General features: G+C 73.6%; 13 protein-coding genes and 1 riboswitch. Of the genes, 8 read left to right on the forward strand and 5 right to left on the reverse strand.

The window, feature by feature from the left end; genetic code table 11:
• Positions 1-112 precede the first annotated feature (112 nt).
• The 6 genes from ACGFNI_RS09585 to ACGFNI_RS09610 all read left to right on the forward strand — a co-directional run bounded on the left by ACGFNI_RS09585 (position 113) and on the right by ACGFNI_RS09610 (position 5,072).
• The gene (locus tag ACGFNI_RS09585; RefSeq protein WP_393682139.1) at positions 113-1,102 is read left to right on the forward strand and encodes a helix-turn-helix transcriptional regulator; all 990 of its coding nucleotides are present in this window, start codon (positions 113-115) and stop codon (positions 1,100-1,102) included.
• 159 nt (positions 1,103-1,261) lie between these two features.
• Complete coding sequence (locus ACGFNI_RS09590; RefSeq protein ID WP_393682140.1) at positions 1,262-1,750, forward strand: DUF456 domain-containing protein; 489 nt, start codon at positions 1,262-1,264, stop codon at positions 1,748-1,750.
• A gap of 263 nt (positions 1,751-2,013) precedes the next feature.
• Complete coding sequence (locus ACGFNI_RS09595; RefSeq protein ID WP_393682141.1) at positions 2,014-2,541, forward strand: hypothetical protein; 528 nt, start codon at positions 2,014-2,016, stop codon at positions 2,539-2,541.
• 102 nt (positions 2,542-2,643) lie between these two features.
• Complete coding sequence (locus ACGFNI_RS09600; protein WP_393682142.1) at positions 2,644-3,534, forward strand: DUF4097 domain-containing protein; 891 nt, start codon at positions 2,644-2,646, stop codon at positions 3,532-3,534.
• 87 nt (positions 3,535-3,621) lie between these two features.
• On the forward strand, positions 3,622-4,854 hold the full coding sequence (locus tag ACGFNI_RS09605) for a cytochrome P450 (RefSeq protein ID WP_393682143.1): 1,233 nt from the start codon (positions 3,622-3,624) through the stop codon (positions 4,852-4,854).
• Positions 4,855-4,859: 5 nt separating this feature from the next.
• Positions 4,860-5,072, forward strand: a complete 213-nt coding sequence (locus ACGFNI_RS09610) for a ferredoxin (protein WP_393682209.1) — start codon at positions 4,860-4,862, stop codon at positions 5,070-5,072.
• Between the two features lie 13 nt (positions 5,073-5,085).
• Here the strand turns inward: ACGFNI_RS09610 and ACGFNI_RS09615 are convergent, their stop codons facing one another.
• The 3 genes from ACGFNI_RS09615 to ACGFNI_RS09625 all read right to left on the reverse strand — a co-directional run bounded on the left by ACGFNI_RS09615 (position 5,086) and on the right by ACGFNI_RS09625 (position 8,870).
• Positions 5,086-6,540: a DNA-3-methyladenine glycosylase 2 family protein gene (locus tag ACGFNI_RS09615; RefSeq protein WP_393682145.1), complete on the reverse strand. Its 1,455-nt coding sequence runs from the start codon at positions 6,538-6,540 to the stop codon at positions 5,086-5,088.
• 72 nt (positions 6,541-6,612) lie between these two features.
• The gene (gene rsgA, locus ACGFNI_RS09620; RefSeq protein WP_393682146.1) at positions 6,613-7,797 is read right to left on the reverse strand and encodes a ribosome small subunit-dependent GTPase A; all 1,185 of its coding nucleotides are present in this window, start codon (positions 7,795-7,797) and stop codon (positions 6,613-6,615) included.
• Between the two features lie 260 nt (positions 7,798-8,057).
• A complete protein-coding gene (locus ACGFNI_RS09625; RefSeq protein ID WP_393682147.1) occupies positions 8,058-8,870 on the reverse strand; it encodes a helix-turn-helix domain-containing protein in 813 nt (270 codons plus the stop codon).
• A gap of 71 nt (positions 8,871-8,941) precedes the next feature.
• Here ACGFNI_RS09625 and ACGFNI_RS09630 point away from each other — a divergent pair, with 71 nt between their 5' ends.
• Entirely contained in the window at positions 8,942-10,234 is a 1,293-nt protein-coding gene (locus tag ACGFNI_RS09630) for an MFS transporter (protein WP_393682148.1), read from the forward strand.
• A 49-nt stretch (positions 10,235-10,283) separates the two neighbouring features.
• Positions 10,284-10,467, forward strand: a riboswitch (cobalamin riboswitch).
• Positions 10,468-10,636: 169 nt separating this feature from the next.
• The gene (gene metE / locus ACGFNI_RS09635; RefSeq protein ID WP_393682150.1) at positions 10,637-12,961 is read left to right on the forward strand and encodes a 5-methyltetrahydropteroyltriglutamate--homocysteine S-methyltransferase; all 2,325 of its coding nucleotides are present in this window, start codon (positions 10,637-10,639) and stop codon (positions 12,959-12,961) included.
• Between the two features lie 72 nt (positions 12,962-13,033).
• On the opposite strand, the gene ACGFNI_RS09640 is transcribed toward metE, so the two are convergent.
• Positions 13,034-14,269, reverse strand: coding sequence for an acyltransferase family protein (locus ACGFNI_RS09640; protein WP_393682152.1), 1,236 nt, complete (start codon positions 14,267-14,269; stop codon positions 13,034-13,036).
• Positions 14,266-16,734: a glycosyltransferase gene (locus ACGFNI_RS09645; RefSeq protein ID WP_393682153.1), complete on the reverse strand. Its 2,469-nt coding sequence runs from the start codon at positions 16,732-16,734 to the stop codon at positions 14,266-14,268. The genes ACGFNI_RS09640 and ACGFNI_RS09645 overlap by 4 nt, the downstream gene beginning before the upstream one ends.
• Positions 16,735-17,037: the final 303 nt, after the last annotated feature.

The raw sequence follows: 17,037 nt of genomic DNA on the forward strand, positions 1-17,037 counted from the left end.
GATGTCCGCGGCGGGATTGCGCCGTGGCTCCTTCCCGCCAGCTCCCGGGCCGGTGCGGCGGCCAGGTCAACGCGCGGCAGCGGGACGGCAGATGGGGAGAGGGCGGCATCGGATGCTCAGTGCGATAGGTCTCGACGAGGCCCAGGAGACCGCCTATCGGGCGCTGGTCGGCCTGGGCGCCGCCGAAGTCCCCTACCTGGCGGCCCGGTTGGCGCTCACCGAGGACGACACCGTCCGCACCCTGCGCCACCTGGAACGGCAGGGCCTCGCCGCCCCGTCGTCCACCCGGCCGGGCCGCTGGGTGGCCGCGCCGCCCGCCGTGGCACTGGGCGCCCTGCTCACCCAGCAGCGGCACGAACTCGACCGGGCGGAGCTGGCCGCCGCGGTGCTCGCCGAGGAGTTCAGGGGCCAGGCCACCGAACCCGCCGTGCACGACCTGGTGGAGGTGGTCACCGGGGCGGGTGCGGTGGCCCACCGCTTCCTCCAGCTCCAGCTCGGTGCGGCGGAAGAGGTCTGCGCGCTGGTCACCAGCACACCGACGGCGGTCACCGGCGTGCAGAACGACGCCGAGGAGCGGGCCGCCGAGCGGGGCGTCGACTACCGCGTGGTCATCGAACGGGGTGTGCTGTCCGCGCCGGACGGCCTCGCGGGCCTGACCGCCGCGCTGCGGCGCGAGGAGCGGGTACGGGCGGTGGACGAGGTGCCCACCAAGCTGGTCATCGCCGACCGTGCGCTGGCGATGGTGCCGCTCACCCCCCGCGCCGCCGCGCTGGCCGAACCGGCTGCGCTGGTGGTGCACGGCAGCGGGCTGCTGGAATGCCTGCTGGGCCTGTTCGAGGCGGTCTGGCGGCAGGCCGTGCCGCTGCGGCTCACCGCCGACCGCGCCTGTCACGAGGAGCATCCGGGCCACCCGGACGGCGCCGACCTCGAAGTGCTGTCCCTGCTGCTGGCCGGGCTGACGGACGCGAGCGCCGCCAAACAGCTCGGCCTCGGCCTGCGCACCGTCCAGCGGCGGGTGCGGAACCTGATGGAACTGGCCGGTGTGACCACTCGGATGCAGCTGGGCTGGCAGGCGTACGAGCGGGGGTGGCTGTCCCGCTGAGGGTGCGGCACCCGCCACAGCAGGGACGGCCGCCCGGGAAGCGCGGGCGGGCCGCGTCCGGCAGGCTTGGGCCATGAGAGCGTGCGGTGTGCCGGGCGTGACCGGGAAGGCGCTGCGCCGGACGTGCCCGGCGGCCGGCGGACGGAGTGAGGCCGGCGCATGAGCGCGTGGCAGCTGGTCGCGGTCGGACTTGTCCTGCTGCTCGGGCTGTTCGGGGTGCTGATTCCCGGCGTCCCCGGGCCGCCGATCGTGTGGGCGGGCGTGCTGTGGTGGGCGATGACCGAGCAGTCGTCGGCCGCCTGGACGGTGCTGATCGCCGCGACCGCCGTGCTGCTGCTCAACCAGGCCCTGAAATGGCTGCTGCCCACCCGCAACCTGCGGGCGGCGGGCACGCCGTACCGGACACTGTTCGCCGCGGGCGCCGCCGGGATCGTCGGCTTCTTCCTGATCCCCCTCATCGGCGCCCCGCTGTTCGCGATCGGCGCGCACTACCTGCTGGAGCGGGTCCGGCTCGGCAGCCACGGCGACGCCTGGGCCGCCACCCGCACGGCCCTGCGCGCCGTCGGCCTGAGCGTGCTGATCGAACTTCTGGCCTGCCTGCTGGTGGCGGGAGCCTGGGCGGGTGTGGTCATCGCGGGGTGGGCGTGATCCCGGTGGCGGGCGCCGTTCACGTGCGACGGACTCGGGTCGCCGTTCGGCCTCGATGACGCCAGCCCTCACCCTGGTGGCGCCAGCCCGTCACCCCGATGGCGTTACCGTGGCATCGCGATGGCGCCGCCACAAGCCATCACACCGCCAACGCGGCACCATGACACACCAATTCACCGAAGAAACCCCAGGTCAGCGGCGTATGCACCAGAAAGACGCCGCCACGGCTAGCCATGGCGCCATCGATGCGCCATGATGGCACCATGGACCTCACGCCCTACGTCGACAACCTCCGGCAAGAGCTGGCCGTCGCCGCGGACGCCGGCGGCGACGACGCCCGCGCCCTCGCCGAGCGGCTCACCGCCCCCCTGGAATCCGCCACCCGGCTGACCCTGCTCAACGCGCTGTCCGCCGCCATGGTCGAGGTCACGCGGGAGCTGGCGCCCGGCTCGGTCGACGTGCGGCTGCGCGGAATCGACCCGGAGTTCGTGGTGACGGCGCCGCCCGCCCCCGAGCCGTTCCGGGAGGCGCGGGAGCCGGTCGACGAACCCGCCGCGACCGTGCTGCCGCCGTCCGCCGACACCGACGACGGCACCATGGCGCGGATCAACTTCCGCCTCCCCGCCCACCTCAAGGCCCGCGCCGAGGACGCCGCGGCGGCGGATGGCCTGTCGGTCAACGCCTGGCTGGTGCGGGCCGTGTCCACCACCCTCGACGGCGGGCAGCGCGCGAACCCGCAGGGCCGCGGCAAGGAATCGGGCGGCCGGGGCTTCACCGGCTGGGTCCGCTGACCCCACCCCCCTTTCACCGGCGGATCGCCGATCCCGCCGACGTCACTTCTCACCCGCCTCACCAGCGGGATCAACCACCTGAGCCAAGAGGACGGAAGCGCCATGCCTTCTTACGAGACCCCCGAACCGATCACCGTCACCCTGGAGTTGGAGTGCGGCACCGCCCGCATCACCGCGGGCAAGCGCACCGACACGGTCGTCGAGGTGCTGCCGCGCAACGGCTCCGACGACAAGGACGTACGCGCCGTGCAGGAGACCCAGGTCAGCTGCTCCGGCGGTCGCCTCGCCGTCAAGACACCCAAGAGGCGGTCCCTGTTCGGCAAGCCGGGCGCCATCGAGGTGAGCATCGAACTGCCCGCCGGATCCGAAGTCCGGGGCACCACGGGCATGGGCAACTTCCACTGCGAAGGCCGCGTCGGGGACGTCACGCTCAAGACCGGGCTCGGCGACCTCCAGGTCGAGGAGGCGGCCGGCGCCGACCTCAGGACCGCTACCGGCGACATCCGCCTGGCCCGCTCGACCGGGGACATCGAGGTCACCGGCATGGGCCGGGTCGAGGTCGGCACGGTCACCGGCGCGGCGACCGTCAAGAACGGCAACGGCGCGACCGAGATCGGCGAGGTCACCGGCGCCCTGAAGACCAACGCGGCCAACGGCGACATCACCGTCGGCATCGCGCACAGCGACGTCGGCGCCAAGGCCGCCAACGGCCGGATCGAGATCGGTGTCGCCCACGCCGGGGTCGACGCGGTGACCGCCAACGGCCGCATCCGCGTCGGCGACGCCGCCCGCGGCCGGATCGACCTGCACACCTCCGTCGGCGACCTCGAAGTGGGCATCCACGAGGGCACCGCCGCCTGGCTCGACCTGCACCCCAAGTACGGCACGGTACGCAACTCGCTCGGCTCCGCCGCCGGGCCGGCGGACTCCGACGAGACCGTCGAGGTGCACGCCAGGACCGCGACCGGCGACATCATCATCCGCCGCGCCTGAGCCCGTGCGCCCCAAGGCCGGCGTCAAGCGGTAACTCCCTTTCGCCACCTGCCACTTCAGTACGCTCACCGCACTCTGGAGGACCCCATGCCGTACGACCCGACACCCGCCGACGCCACCGTCGAAGAGCCGCCCACGCTGCCCACCGACCGGCACACCGGCTGCCCCTTCGGCCCGCCCGCCGCACTCACCGCGCTGAGCGAGAAGCCGCTGCGCCGCCTGCGCCACGCCGACGGGCACCTGGGCTGGCTGGCCACCGGGCACGCCGCGGCCCGCGCGGTCCTGTCCGACCCGCGGTTCAGCTCGCGCTACGAACTCATGCACCTGCCGATGGCGATGCCGGGCCTGCCGAACGAGCTGCCGCCGGCCCCGGTCGGCGACTTCCTCGGCCTCGACGCCCCCGAGCACACCCGCTACCGGCGGCTGCTCACCGGCAAGTTCACCGTCCGCAGGATGCGTCAACTCGCCGAGCGCGTCGAGCAGTTCACCACCGCGTGCCTGGACGCCATGGAACAGGCCGGGCCCACCGCCGACCTGGTGGAGGCGTTCGCGCGGCCGGTGCCCGCGCTCATGATCTGCGAGCTGCTCGGTGTGCCCTACGCCGACCGGGACCGGTTCCAGGGCCAGGTGGCGACCCTCTTCGACCAGACCGCGGGCATGGAGGCAAAGGGCGAGGCATACGCCGCCGTCGAAGCGTTCCTGAGCGAACTCGTGACCGCCAAGCGCGCCGAGCCCACCGACGACCTGCTCAGCGATCTCACCACCTCAGGTCTCACGGATGAGGAACTGGCCGGAGTGGGTGGGGTGCTGCTCGCCGCCGGGCTCGACACCACCGCGAACATGCTCGGCCTCGGCACCTTCGCCCTGCTCAGCAACCCCGCCCAACTGGACGCCCTGCGCGCCGACCCCGCGCTCGCCGAGCAGACCGTGGAGGAGCTGCTGCGCTACCTCAGCGTGGCCGACCCGATTCCGCGGGCGGCGCTGGAGGACGTCGAGGTGGCGGGTCAACTCATCAGGGCGGGCGAGACGGTGACCGTTTCCGTGCAGGCCGCCAACCGCGACCCGCACAGGTTCCCCGACCCCGACCGGCTCGACATCCACCGCAAGGCCACCGGGCACCTGGCCTTCGGACACGGCGCCCACCAGTGCCTGGGCCAGCAGCTCGCCCGCGTCGAGATGGCCGTCGCCTTCCCCGCGCTCTTCGCCCGCTTCCCCTCGCTGCGCCTCGCGGTGCCGCCGCAGGAGGTGCCGCTGCGCGAACACGCCAACATCTACGGGGTGGTCGCCCTGCCCGTCACCTGGGACAAGGAACAGCCGTGACAGCGATCCGGCTGAGCGTCGACCGTGCGCGCTGCGCCGGCGCCGGTATGTGCGCCCTGACGGCTCCCGAGGTCTTCGACCAGGACGACGAGGAAGGTCTGGTGGTGCTCCTGCGCCCCGCGCCTGCCCCCGGTCACCTGGCCGCCGCCCGGATGGCCGTCGGCCTCTGCCCCGCCGGGGCCATCGCCCTCAACTCCCCTGATTCCGGGGACGCGTAGCGACCGCTCCCGGTCAGGGACGGACACCGCAGCGCGGGGGCCACTCCGCCGCCGTGAGGCGCCCGGCGGCCCACAGGTGGTGCAGGGCGTACGCCCGCCAGGGCCGCCAGGCGCCGGCCGCGCCGTCCGGGCCCGCGTCCGGGTCGCCCAGGGCCCGCATCCTGATGTACGCGGCAGCCCGCGCGCCGACCCCCGGCAGCTGCCGCAGGGCCCGCTCGGCGGCGTCCCGGTCCGCGCCCGCGTCCAGTACGAGCCTGCCGTCGGCGAGCGCCGCGCACAGTGCGCGCACCGGCTCGGGCACGGCGGCACCCGCCAGCTCCGCGGCGGTCGGGAAGACGTGGGTGAGGCCGCCGTCCGCGGCGTCCAGCGGCTTTCCATACGCCTTGACCAGCTCGGCGGCGCGCTGCGGCGGGCCGCCGATGACCGTGCGCAGGGCCAGTTCCCCGGGGTCGGCGGCGCCCGGCGAGCGCAGTCCGGGGCGGGCCGCGACCAGCGGGCCGAGCAGCGGGTCGGTGCCCAGCCGTTCGGCCACCGCGTACGGGTCGGCGTCCAGGTCGAAGAGCCGGCGAAGGCGCTGGACGGCGGTGGCCAGATCGCGCGGGTCGGTCAGCCGCAGCCGGCCCTCCAGCCAGCCGCCCCTGGCGCCGCGCGGCGGGCACGCCGGTCCGGTCCGCGGGCCGCGCCGCGGCGGGTGGCCGGTGCGCTCGTCGGCCTCGGCCACGGCGGTCCCGTACGGCAGCCGCAGCGTGCGGCGGTAGGTGCGGCAGCCGCGCGGGCCGCGGATCTCCTCCACCCCCGCCACCGCACCGGCCGCCAGGAAGTCGAAGACTTCGGTGGCCGCGTACGGGCCGCGGAAGGCGAGCCGCAGCGGGATCCCGCCGGGCGCGGGGCCGGTGGTGCGCCGGGCGCAGGCGGTGGCGGAGGCCCGCAGTTCGCGCGGTGTCCCGGCGTAGATCTCCCGCATGGTGGCGTTGAACTGCCGGATGCTGGCGAAGCCGGCGGCGAAGGCCAGCTCGGTGACCGGCAGCGCGGTGGTCTGGAGCAGCACCCGCGCGGTGTGCGCGCGCCGCGCCCGCGCCAGGGCCACCGGTCCTGCGCCCAGCTCGGCGGTCAGCTGCCGCTGCACCTGCCGGGTGCTGTACCCCAGGCGCCTGGCGAGCCCGGCGACGCCTTCGCGGTCGACCACGCCGTCCCCGATCAGCCGGACGGCGCGGCCGACGAGGTCGGCGCGGGCGTTCCAGGCGGCCGACCCCGGTACGGCGTCGGGGCGGCAGCGCCGGCAGGCCCGGAAGCCCCCGGCCTGCGCGGCGGCGGCCGACGGGTAGAACCGCACATTGGCCCGCTTCGGGGTGACCGCGGGGCAGCTCGGCCGGCAGTAGATCCCGGTCGTGGTCACCGCGAAGAAGAACTCGCCGTCGAACCTGGCGTCCCGGCTCGACACCGCCCGGTACCGCGTCGCGTCATCCATCACGGCGTCCAGTGTGCGCCGCCCGCGCCCCGCCGACCGGCGGAAATCGGACGTCGCACCCTGGCCGTCCGCTCAGCCCCTGGGCCCGCGTTTCCGCTCCATCATGTGGCGGCCCAGCGCCTGCTTCTGCCGCCAGTCGCGGCGGATGGCGGCCCGCAGCCTGGCGTCGGTCTTCGCGACGATCCGCTGGTTCTCGCGCAGCAGCTTGCGGTAGCTGTCCAGGCGGCGCTGCGGCAACGCCCCGTCGTCCACCGCCGCCAGCACGACGCAGCCCGGCTCGGCCTCGTGCGCGCAGTCGTGGAAGCGGCACTCCCGCGCCAGCTCCTCGACGTCCGAGAAGGTCCGGCCGATGCCGTCCTGCGCGTCCCACATGCCGACGCCGCGCAGCCCCGGTGTGTCGATCAGTACGCCGCCCGACGCCAGCGGCAGCAGGTCGCGGGTCGTGGTGGTGTGCCGGCCCTTGCCGTCCCGGTCCCGGATGGCCTGGACGTCCTGCACGGTCCGGCCCGCGAGCGCGTTGGCCAGCGTGGACTTGCCCGCGCCCGACCGTCCCACCAGCACCGATGTGCCGCCGGACAGCACGGCGGCCAGTACGTCGACACCCTCACTCGTCTCGGCGCTGACGGCCAGGACCTGCACGCCGGGTGCGATGCCCGCGGCGTCGGCGACGAGGTGCCCGACACCGTCCGGATCGTCGACGAGGTCCGTCTTGGTGAGCACGACCAGGGGCTGGGCGCCGCCTTCCCAGGACAGTTCCCGGTGGCCGCCGGTCTCCTGCGCGCCGGATCCGGACAGCGCGAGCGCCAGGAAACGCTCGATGCGCCCGAGGTCCATCTGGTCCGCGAGGGAGACGCAGATGACGATGGTGTCGACGTTCGCGGCCAGCACCTGGCCCTCGGAGCGCTTCGACGAGGCGGACCGCACGAACGCCGTCCGCCGGGGCAGCAACTCCCGTACGACACCGTCGACATGCTCGCCGCTCAGGCCGTTCTCCAGGTCGATCAGCGCCCAGTCGCCGGTGCACGGCACCCGCATCGGGTCGCCGGTCGCCACCAGCGCGGTGTCGGCCAGGACGGTGCGGACGCCGTCGCCATCGGCCACGACGGCGTCCACCCGCCCGCGCTCCACGCGGATGATGCGGCCGGGCACGTACCCCTGCCCGGCGTGGGGGAGGAAACTCTGCGCGAAACCGTCGTCCCAGCCGTACGAAGACAGCGTGCGGGCCGACGTGTCCGGTGAAGCAGACAGGAAATTCAAGGGAAACCCTTCACAAGGGCGGCCCCGGCACCCCGCGCGGCGCGGGGGAAGAAAAGGGTCGAAGTCTCAGCCGGAGGCCACGGAAGCGGAACTGATGCTCTTCCGGGTACGGGCAGCGCCCGTTGTCACCACAGTCATCGGTCACACCTCCTGGTCCGTTCACGGCCTGGCACGGCGGCCGGGCGGTGGCCTCCGTGCGGAACGGCTTCACCGTAGCCCGGCCGTCGACGGGGCGCCAACGATTTTTGCGGAGGCCGCCGTCAGCGGTCGCCTGGCCCGTCGGTGGCTGCCTGGCCCGCGCGATCGGCGAAGTAGGCCGTGGGGGTGGTGCCGAGGGCGCGGCGGAACATCGCGATGAAGGCGCTGGGGGTGGCGTAGCCGAGGCGGGCGGCGACGGCCGTGACCGGGGTGCCCGTGGCGAGCAGGGTGACCGCGCGGACGAGCCTGGCCTGCTGCACCCAGTGGGCCGGGCTCATCCCCGTCGCCGCGGTGAACCTGCGGTGCAGGGTGCGCGGGCTCAGGTGGGCGACGGCCGCGGCGTCCGCGGTCGTCCAGCGGTCGCCCGGATCCCGCCGGATCGCCTCGCAGAGCGCGTCGAGCCGCGGGTCGTCCGGCGCCGGCAGATGCAGCGCGGGGACCGGGTGCGGGACGAGTTGGAGGAGCAGCAGCTCCATGACCTTGCCGTCCCTGCCGTCGCGGTCGTACACGAGGGGGATGCGGGTCGCCTCGTCGATGAGTTCGCGCAGCAGCGGGGAGACCGCGACGACGGTGGGGGTCGTCGGCAACTGCCCGACGGCCTGCGGCAGGAGATAGAGGGTGCGCATGGCGACGGCGCCCGCGCAGGTCATCGCGTGGGTCAGGCCGGCCGGGATCCAGACGCCGCGGGTGGCGGGTGCCACCCACAGGCCGTAGTCGGTGGCGACGGTGATGGCCCCGGTGGTGCCGTAGATCAGCTGGGCGCGGCGGTGGTGGTGCGGCGGGATGTGATGGCCGTCCGGGAGGTCGCGTGCCATCGCGGCGAGCGGCCTCGGAACGTGCTGGTAGTCGTCGCGGTGCTCGCTCTTTCCGTACATGGCACATTCTCGACAGACGATGGCAGGACAACGAAAGTATGCCGGGAGGCGGCGGCTTAGCGTCGGGTCATGTGAGCGATTCCTCCTCCCCTCCCCCTGTCAGGTACCGGCCCCGCCTCCGTCGCGGCGGCGGCACGGCGGCGCTGCCCGCGCCCGGGATCCCCGGGCCGAGCCGGGCGCTGATCTGGCTGCTGGCGGCCACCAGCGCCGTCACGGCGGCCAACGTCTATCTCAACCAGCCGCTGCTGGGCGCCGTGGCGGCGTCCCTGGGCGCCGGCCCCGATACCCTCGGGGCCGTCCCCACCGCCACCCAACTCGGGTACGCGGCGGGCATCTTGCTGCTCGTACCGGCGGGCGACAGTCACGACAGGCGGCGGCTGATCCTCTGGCTGGGCACGGCCTCCGCCCTGGCGCTCGCCGTGTGCGCGGTGTCCCCTTCGGTGTGGTGCCTGATCGTCGCGAGCTTCGCCGTGGGCCTGCTGTCGCCGGTCCCGCAGCTGGTCACGCCGCTCGCGGTGGCCCTGGCCGACCGGGCGGACGGCGGGGACGGCGGGCGGGGCGCGGGCCGCGGGCGCATCATCGGCACCGTGCAGGGCGGGCTGCTGGTGGGTGTGCTCGCCTCCCGCGCCTACTCAGGTTCCTTCGCCGAACTGGCCGGGTGGCGCGCCGTGTACGGCTGTTCCTGTGTACTCACCCTGCTGCTCGTCCTCGTACTGCGGCGGGCGCTGCCGTCCGTCCCCGCGACCGGCACCGCCCCCTACCGCGCCACGCTCGCCTCGCTCCCGCGGCTCTTTCGCACCCTCCCGCTGGTCCGGCTGATCACGGTCTCCGGCGCGCTGGTGGGGATCGCGTTCGGTGCCTTCTGGACGACGCTGACGTTCCTGCTCCAGCAGCACTTCCGGCTCGGCCCGACCGGGATCGGTCTGTTCGGCCTGGTGGCCGCGGCCAGCGCGCTCGCCTCGCCGTACGCCGGGCGGCTGGCCGACCGCATCGGCCGCCGCGGCGCGCTGGCCGCCCTGGTCGGCCTGGTCATCGCGGGCTGGCTGCTCCTGCTGCCGGGCGGCGGCGATCTGTGGTGGCTGACCGCCGGGGTGATCGTCCTGGACGTCGGGGTCTGGGGCAGCCAAGCGGCCTGCCAGGCGGCCCTGTTCACCCTCGAACCGGCGATCCACAACCGTCTCAACACCCTCTACTTCACCTTCCGTTTCCTGGGGATCGCCCTCGGGTCGCTGTGCGGGACGCTGGCCTGGGCAGCGGGCGGCTGGCCGGCGGTGGTGGCCACCGGCACCGCCGCGGCGCTGGCCGGCCTGCTCGTCGGACTGCTGCCTGGCAGCGGGTGTCCCACCTCACGTTCCGGCATCTGAACGGCACTGTCCGGATACCCGGCCGAGCCCATAGGCTGGGCGGTGCAGCTGGTTCGCCCTGTCCGCCAGGCAGGCGCGTCGCAAGAGGGAACCCGGTGGGAATCCGGGACTGCCCCGCAGCGGTGAACGGGAACGACCGCCGTCATACGCACTGGCCCCGAACGGGGCCGGGAAGCGACGGCCAGTAGGTGTCTGCCCGAGGCAGACGTGCCCGTGAGTCCGAAGACCTGCCACTGCCCGCGCGCGGCCTCGTGCGCGGTGATCCCGGTGACCTCGTGGGCGGGTCGGCGTACGTAATCAGGCGGGCACAGGCGCGTTGGGCGCCGCCCGCCGGGTTCGGCACCCTTCGCGCCCGTGACCACACCGGGGTCGCATGGAGAGACACTCGCGAAGGAGAGTTCCGTGACCAGCAAGTCCGCAGCCGCGGCAGCACGGGCCACCGTGCACGGCTACCCCCGCCAGGGTCAGCACCGGGAACTGAAGAAGGCCATCGAGGGCTACTGGAAGGGCCAGGTCACCGCCGACGCGCTGCGCGGCACGGCGGCCGGGCTGCGCCGCCACCACTGGCAGCAACTGGCCGACGCCGGCATCGACGAGGTGCCCACCGGCGACTTCTCGTACTACGACCACGTGCTGGACACCAGCGTCATGGTCGGCGCGATCCCCGCCCGCCACCGGGACGCGGTGGCCGCCGACGCACTGGACGGCTATTTCGCGATGGCCCGCGGCAACCAGGAGGTGGCGCCGCTGGAGATGACCAAGTGGTTCGACACCAACTACCACTATCTGGTACCGGAGTTGGGGCCCGATACGGTCTTCGCCGCGGACGCCACGCGGCAGGTCGCCGAGTTCAAGGAGGCCGCCGCGCTGGGCCTGACCGGGCGCCCGGTCCTGGTCGGCCCGGTCACCTACCTGCTGCTGGCCAAGCCCGCGCCCGGCGTCGACGCCGGCTTCGAGCCGCTGACCCTGCTCGACCGGCTGCTGCCCGTCTACGCCGAGGTACTCGCCGACCTGCGGGCCGCGGGCGCCGACTGGGTGCAGCTTGACGAGCCGGCCCTGGTGCAGGACCGCACGTCGGCCGAACTGAACGCAGCCGCCCGCGCCTACCGCGATCTGGGGGCGCTCACCGACCGTCCGAAGCTGCTGGTCGCCTCCTACTTCGACCGCCTGGGAGACGCCCTCCCCATCCTGGCCAAGGCGCCGGTGGACGGCCTGGCGCTCGACTTCACCGACGCGGCGGCTGCCAACCTCGACGCGCTGGCGGGCGTCGGCGGGCTGCCTGGCAAGCGCCTGGTGGCCGGAGTGGTCAACGGCCGCAACATCTGGATCAACGACCTGGAGAAGTCGCTGTCCACCCTCGGCACCCTGCTCGGCCTCGCCGACCGGGTCGACGTGGCCGCGTCCTGCTCCCTCCTGCACGTGCCGCTCGACGCCGCCGCCGAACGCGACATCGACCCGCAGATCGTCCGCTGGCTGGCCTTCGCCAAGCAGAAGACCGCGGAGCTGGTGACTTTGGCACGGGGCCTGTCACAGGGCACCGACACCATCGCCGCCGAACTCGCCGCCAACCGCGCCGACCTGTCCTCCCGTGCCCACTCCGCCCTCACCCACGACCCGGCCGTACGCGCCCGCGCCGCCGCCGTCACCGACGCGGACGTCCACCGCTCGGCGCCGTACCCCGACCGTGCCGCCGCCCAGCGCTCCCACCTCGGGCTTCCGCCGCTGCCGACCACCACCATCGGCTCGTTCCCGCAGACCGCCGAGCTGCGCACGGCCCGCGCCGACCTGCGCGCCGGGCGGATCGACTCCGCCGCGTACGAGGAGCGGATCGCCACGGAGATCCGCGAGGTACTGGCCTTCCAGGAGAAGGCCGGGATCGATGTCCTGGTGCACGGCGAACCCGAACGCAACGACATGGTCCAGTACTTCGCCGAGCAGCTCACCGGCTACCTCGCCACCCGGCACGGCTGGGTCCAGTCCTACGGCACCCGCTACGTCAGGCCGCCGGTCCTGGCCGGCGACATCTCGCGGCCCGAGCCGATGACGGTCCGGTGGACGACGTACGCCCAGTCGGTCACCGACCGGCCGGTCAAGGGCATGCTCACCGGCCCTGTCACCATGCTCGCCTGGTCCTTCGTCCGCGACGACCAGCCGCTCGCCGACACCGCACGCCAGGTGGCGCTGGCGCTGCGCGACGAGGTGGGCGACCTGGAGGCGAACGGCACGTCGGTGATCCAGGTCGACGAGCCCGCGCTGCGCGAGACGCTGCCGCTGCGGGCCGCTGACCGCGCCGGCTACCTGGCCTGGGCCACCGAGGCGTTCCGGCTGACCACCGGCGGGGTGCGTCCCGACACCCAGATCCACACCCACATGTGCTACGCGGAGTTCGGCGACATCGTCCAGGCCATCGACGACCTCGACGCGGACGTCATCAGCCTCGAAGCCGCCCGCTCCCACATGCAGGTCGCCCGCGAACTGGCCGCACACGGCTACCCGCGCGAGGCCGGGCCCGGCGTCTACGACATCCACTCGCCCCGCATTCCGGACGCCGACGAGGTGACCGCGCTGCTGCGCAAGGGACTTGAGGCCATTCCCCCCGAGCGGCTGTGGGTCAATCCGGACTGCGGCCTGAAGACCCGCGGCTGGGCCGAGGTCCGCACCTCGCTGGAGAACCTCGTCACCGCCGCCCGTACGGTGCGCGGCGGGCTGTCCGGCACGGCCTCCTGACACCCGCGCCTCCGGGCCCTGCGGCTCACAGGGCCCGGAGGCGCGCAACTCCCTTGTCCGGGACGCCGGTTCCTACGACGCCTGGCGGGCCGCCTCCGGGTAGAAGTCCCGGGGGCGGCCACGGGAGTCCTTGAGGCGGCCCAGCAGGCTCGCCGGGTACTCCAGCAGCCAGTAGCTGAGCACCGCGACCGGCAGCGCGACGGCCGCCACGATCAGCAGCGCCGGCAGGAAGCCCGCCTGGTCGGTGGGGAGCAGTCCCGCCTTGTGGAGCTGGAGCATGACCGGCTCGTGCCAGATGAAGAGGCTGTAGCTGACCAGGCCCACGGCGGAGAGCCAACGGGCCGTCAGCATCCGGTTCCAGAAGCTCTTCCGCCGTACGTGCACGGTGCCGAAGAGGAGCAGCAGCCACAGCGCCGAGGTCAGCGGGTGGTAGAAGGTGAAGGCGGCGTTCTCCGGGGTGGAGAACAGCGACAGGCAGTACAGACCGGCGACGGCGGCGGCGCAGAGCGGCAGCGCGACGCGCCTGCCGAGGCGGCCCCGCTTCCCCAGCGCGGCCATCAGTACGGCGAGCCCCATGCCGGCCGCGAAGCCGCCGAACCTGGCCTGCGGGCCGAAGTAGACCGCCCAGTCGGTGTGCGGCACGCCGTACCCGTAGTGGGCGACGGCGATCCAGGCGAACGGCACGGCGTACAGCGTCAGGCAGCCCGCCGCGCACACCGCCACCCGGGTCCGCCGCTGCCGCAGCGGGCGGCAGGCGCGTACCGCCGGCGGCCCGATCGCCACCAGGACGAGATAGAAGCAGACCTCCAGGGACAGTGACCAGGTGGGGCCGAGGGTGTAGAAGATCCGGTGCTGGTCGAAGACGTGCGTGAAGGTGAGGTGTTCGGCCAGGTCACGCCAGTCGCCCGGCAGCGTCGGGTTGCGGCTCGCCCAGACCACGAGCACCGCGAGGGCGTACAGCGGCAGGATCCGGATCGCGCGCCGGAAGAGGAAGACCCGGGCGGGCCGGATCGAGCGTCCGTCGATCGCCGCGCGGGCGTAGGACAGCGTCAGCAGGTACGCCGACATCACGAAGAACAGGTCGATGATCTCGAACGAGAAGGCGGCGCCGATCAGCGGGTTGTCCACCGGCGGGTGGCTGCCGGCCGCGTCGTAGCGGTAGTACTGCTGCCAGACGTGGAAGATCAGCGTGCTCAGCGCCGCCAGGCCGCGCAGGCCGTCGATGTCGGATGCGCGGCTGCGGGCCGGTGCGCCCTCGGGCGGGCGCGCCGGGGCCGCCGGGGGGCGGGTGGCGGTTTCGGTGCTCATCGCCGCGCCACCGCCTTGACCGCCGCGCGCGGGGTGACCCGCCACTGCCGGTCGCCCAGCGCCTCTTTGAGGTGGGCCTGCCGGGCCACCATGTTCTTGAAGTGGCTGTAGAAGACGGTCGAGACGAGCAGGTACGACCAGAACCACGGGCTACGGCCGCGCAGTTCGGGCACCGCGAGCCGCCAGGCGAAGAGCGCCTGCACGGGTCCTGCCGCCACGGTGAGGAGCATGGCCAGGAGGCAGACCGGCACCGCCCAGTCGAGGTGCGTCAGGCCGCCGGCCCGCCAGGCGGAGTAGGCCAGGACCGGCAGGATCTGGAGGGTCAGCCACGGCTGCACCTCGCGCCAGCCGAGCAGGACGAGCAGGCCGAGCTTCTGGCGGGCGGTGAAGGCGGGCGAACGCAGCCCGCTCCACAGGTGTTTGAGCGAGACCTGGAGCCAGCCCTGTGCCCAGCGGGAGCGCTGGTTCCACAGTGCCTTGAGTGTGGTGGGCGCCAGTTCGCGGGAGAGCAGGGTGCGGTCGACGGCGAACCTGGCGCCCTCGCCGAGCGCCCGCAGCGTCGAGTCGATGTCCTCGGTCAGCATCGAACCGTGCATCCGGGTGCGGGCCAGCAGGTCGGTGCGCCAGAAGCCGTTCGAGCCGCCGAAGACGCCGAAGCCGTACAGCCGGGTCCTGCCGGGATGGCTGACCGCGTAGATCGCCTCGAACTCCACCGCCACCAGCTTGGCGACCCGGGAGCTGTCGCCGTTGCGGATCACGCAGTGGCCCTGGACGACGTCGTAGCCGTTCGACAGCCAGTGCCAGGCGTCGCGGAAGGCGGTCGGCGCCGGGTGGTGGTCGGCGTCGAAGATGCCGACGAACTCGCCGCGTACCCGGGTGACCGCCGCGTTGACGTTCTGCGCCTTCGATGTGCTGCCGATGACCGGGAGCAGCACCAGGCGCGGGTCGCGGCGGGCGATGGCGCGCAGGGTGTCCTCGACGGGCAGCGGGTGCGGCGTGTTGTACGCGAGCACGATCTCCAGCTCGCCTGGGTAGTCCAGGCGCAGGAACGATTCGACGGTCTCGACGATGGTGGCCGCCTCGTTGGGCAGGTAGGCGGCGATGACGGCGCTGGCCGGCGGGTACGGCGCCCCGGGTTTTTCGGGCCTGGCCTGCGCGTCCAACGAGAAGAGGCATTCCAGGACGATCAGCAGGGCGGACAGCACGAGTCCCGCGACCACCACCCAGTACATCGCCGAGCCGAGGTCCCAGCCCAGCGCGTAGGTCTGCCGGTAGAGCACGAAGGGCACCGCGACGCCGAGGAGCAGGACGATCGCCGGGGAGAGCGCGGACAGCAGCGGGCGGATGAGCGAGCCGAGCGGGCGCCGGCGGCGGTGGTCGGTGCTGCCGCGCATCCAGCGGGCGTAGCGGACCGGCCGCAGGTCACGGTGGCGCAGCGCCTCCGTCACCGCGTCGCCCGCCTGCCGCAGTCCCGCGCCGCCGTCGGGGCATTCGGCCAGCGGCAGCCAGCCGATGGCCGGGGTCAGCCGGACGTTCTCGTCGGCGACGACGAACCGGGTGCCGGCGACACTCGCGGCGAACTTCTCCAGGCTGCGGCGCGCCGTCTCCCCGTCGACTCCGGGCAGCAGCATCAGCAGGTGGCCGTCCTCGTCCCAGCCGAGACGGTCACAGAAGCTGCCCAGCCCGTTCCACGCTCTCGACTCCGCTTGAGCCGGGGATACCCCGTTGACCACCCCGGCCAGCCGCTCGGCGATCTCCCGGCGCACCCGTGGGCCGAGGCGGGCTTCGAGTGCGCGCATCTCGGCCACGCCGACCACCGCGACCACGCCGCCGCTCCGGCTCGCCTCGGGCCGTTGCAGCTCGCGGTCGAGTTCGTCGACGAAGTGCGGGTGGGAGTAGAGGCCGGTGCGCGGGTCGAGCAGCAGGTTCTCGACGGGGACCGGGAGGCGGCGCAGCTTCGCCTCGATCCTGGCCGACAGCTCGACCGGGTCGGAGCCTTCCGGTATGCAGTCGTCGGCGCCGTGCCGCAGCATGTCGACGACGCCGGCGCTGCCGGGGGCTTCGGTGACCATGAGGAGCGGCAGGGCCCGTCCGGCGGGTGCGGTGCGTATCTCGCGGATGACGTCGAGTCCGGCGCGCGGGTCGTGGTCCTGACCGTCGGCAGCGGTGTGACCAGGCTGTTCGTCCAGGGCGACGATGGCGTCCGGCGGTGCCTGGCCGACCTGCCGTCCGATCCCGCCCGGCGCGGCGTGGCTGACGTCGTGGCCGGTGGCGCGCAGGGTCCGGGTGAGCCGGTCGATGCGGGGCCCTGGGGTGCCGACGACGAGGACGTGGCCGGTGGTGGGCGGCGCGGCGGCGCTCGACGAGCCGTCGGGCGCGGTGGGGGTGTGGGGGCCGTCTTCCTGGCCGTCGTCCAGCAGGGCCACGGGGGATTCGGGGGTGTGTGCGGGGTGCGAAGTGAGCACCGGTGAGGGTCCTTTCTTGCCACGGGGCAGGGGCGGACCGGTCCTTCGCCGGGAATCCGGCGCTGCGGAGCGATCCGCCTCAACTGCCTTGCACGGAAGGCGTGTTCATCGGTGGCGCAGCGGGAACTGCGGCCGTTACCGATCCGTCGGGGAGGCGGGGGTCACCCGCACGGTCTCGCCTGCGCGTACGGCGGCGCGGTGTCCGGGATCGACGGGTGCCGCACTGCACTCGCCTTCCCTGTCCAATACATGACAAATGTAACGGCGGATGGCCGCCGCTTCTGCACGGTCGGCTCCGAGGCG

This window comes from Streptomyces sp. NPDC048644, from assembly GCF_043199105.1.
Taxonomy (GTDB): domain Bacteria; phylum Actinomycetota; class Actinomycetes; order Streptomycetales; family Streptomycetaceae; genus Streptomyces.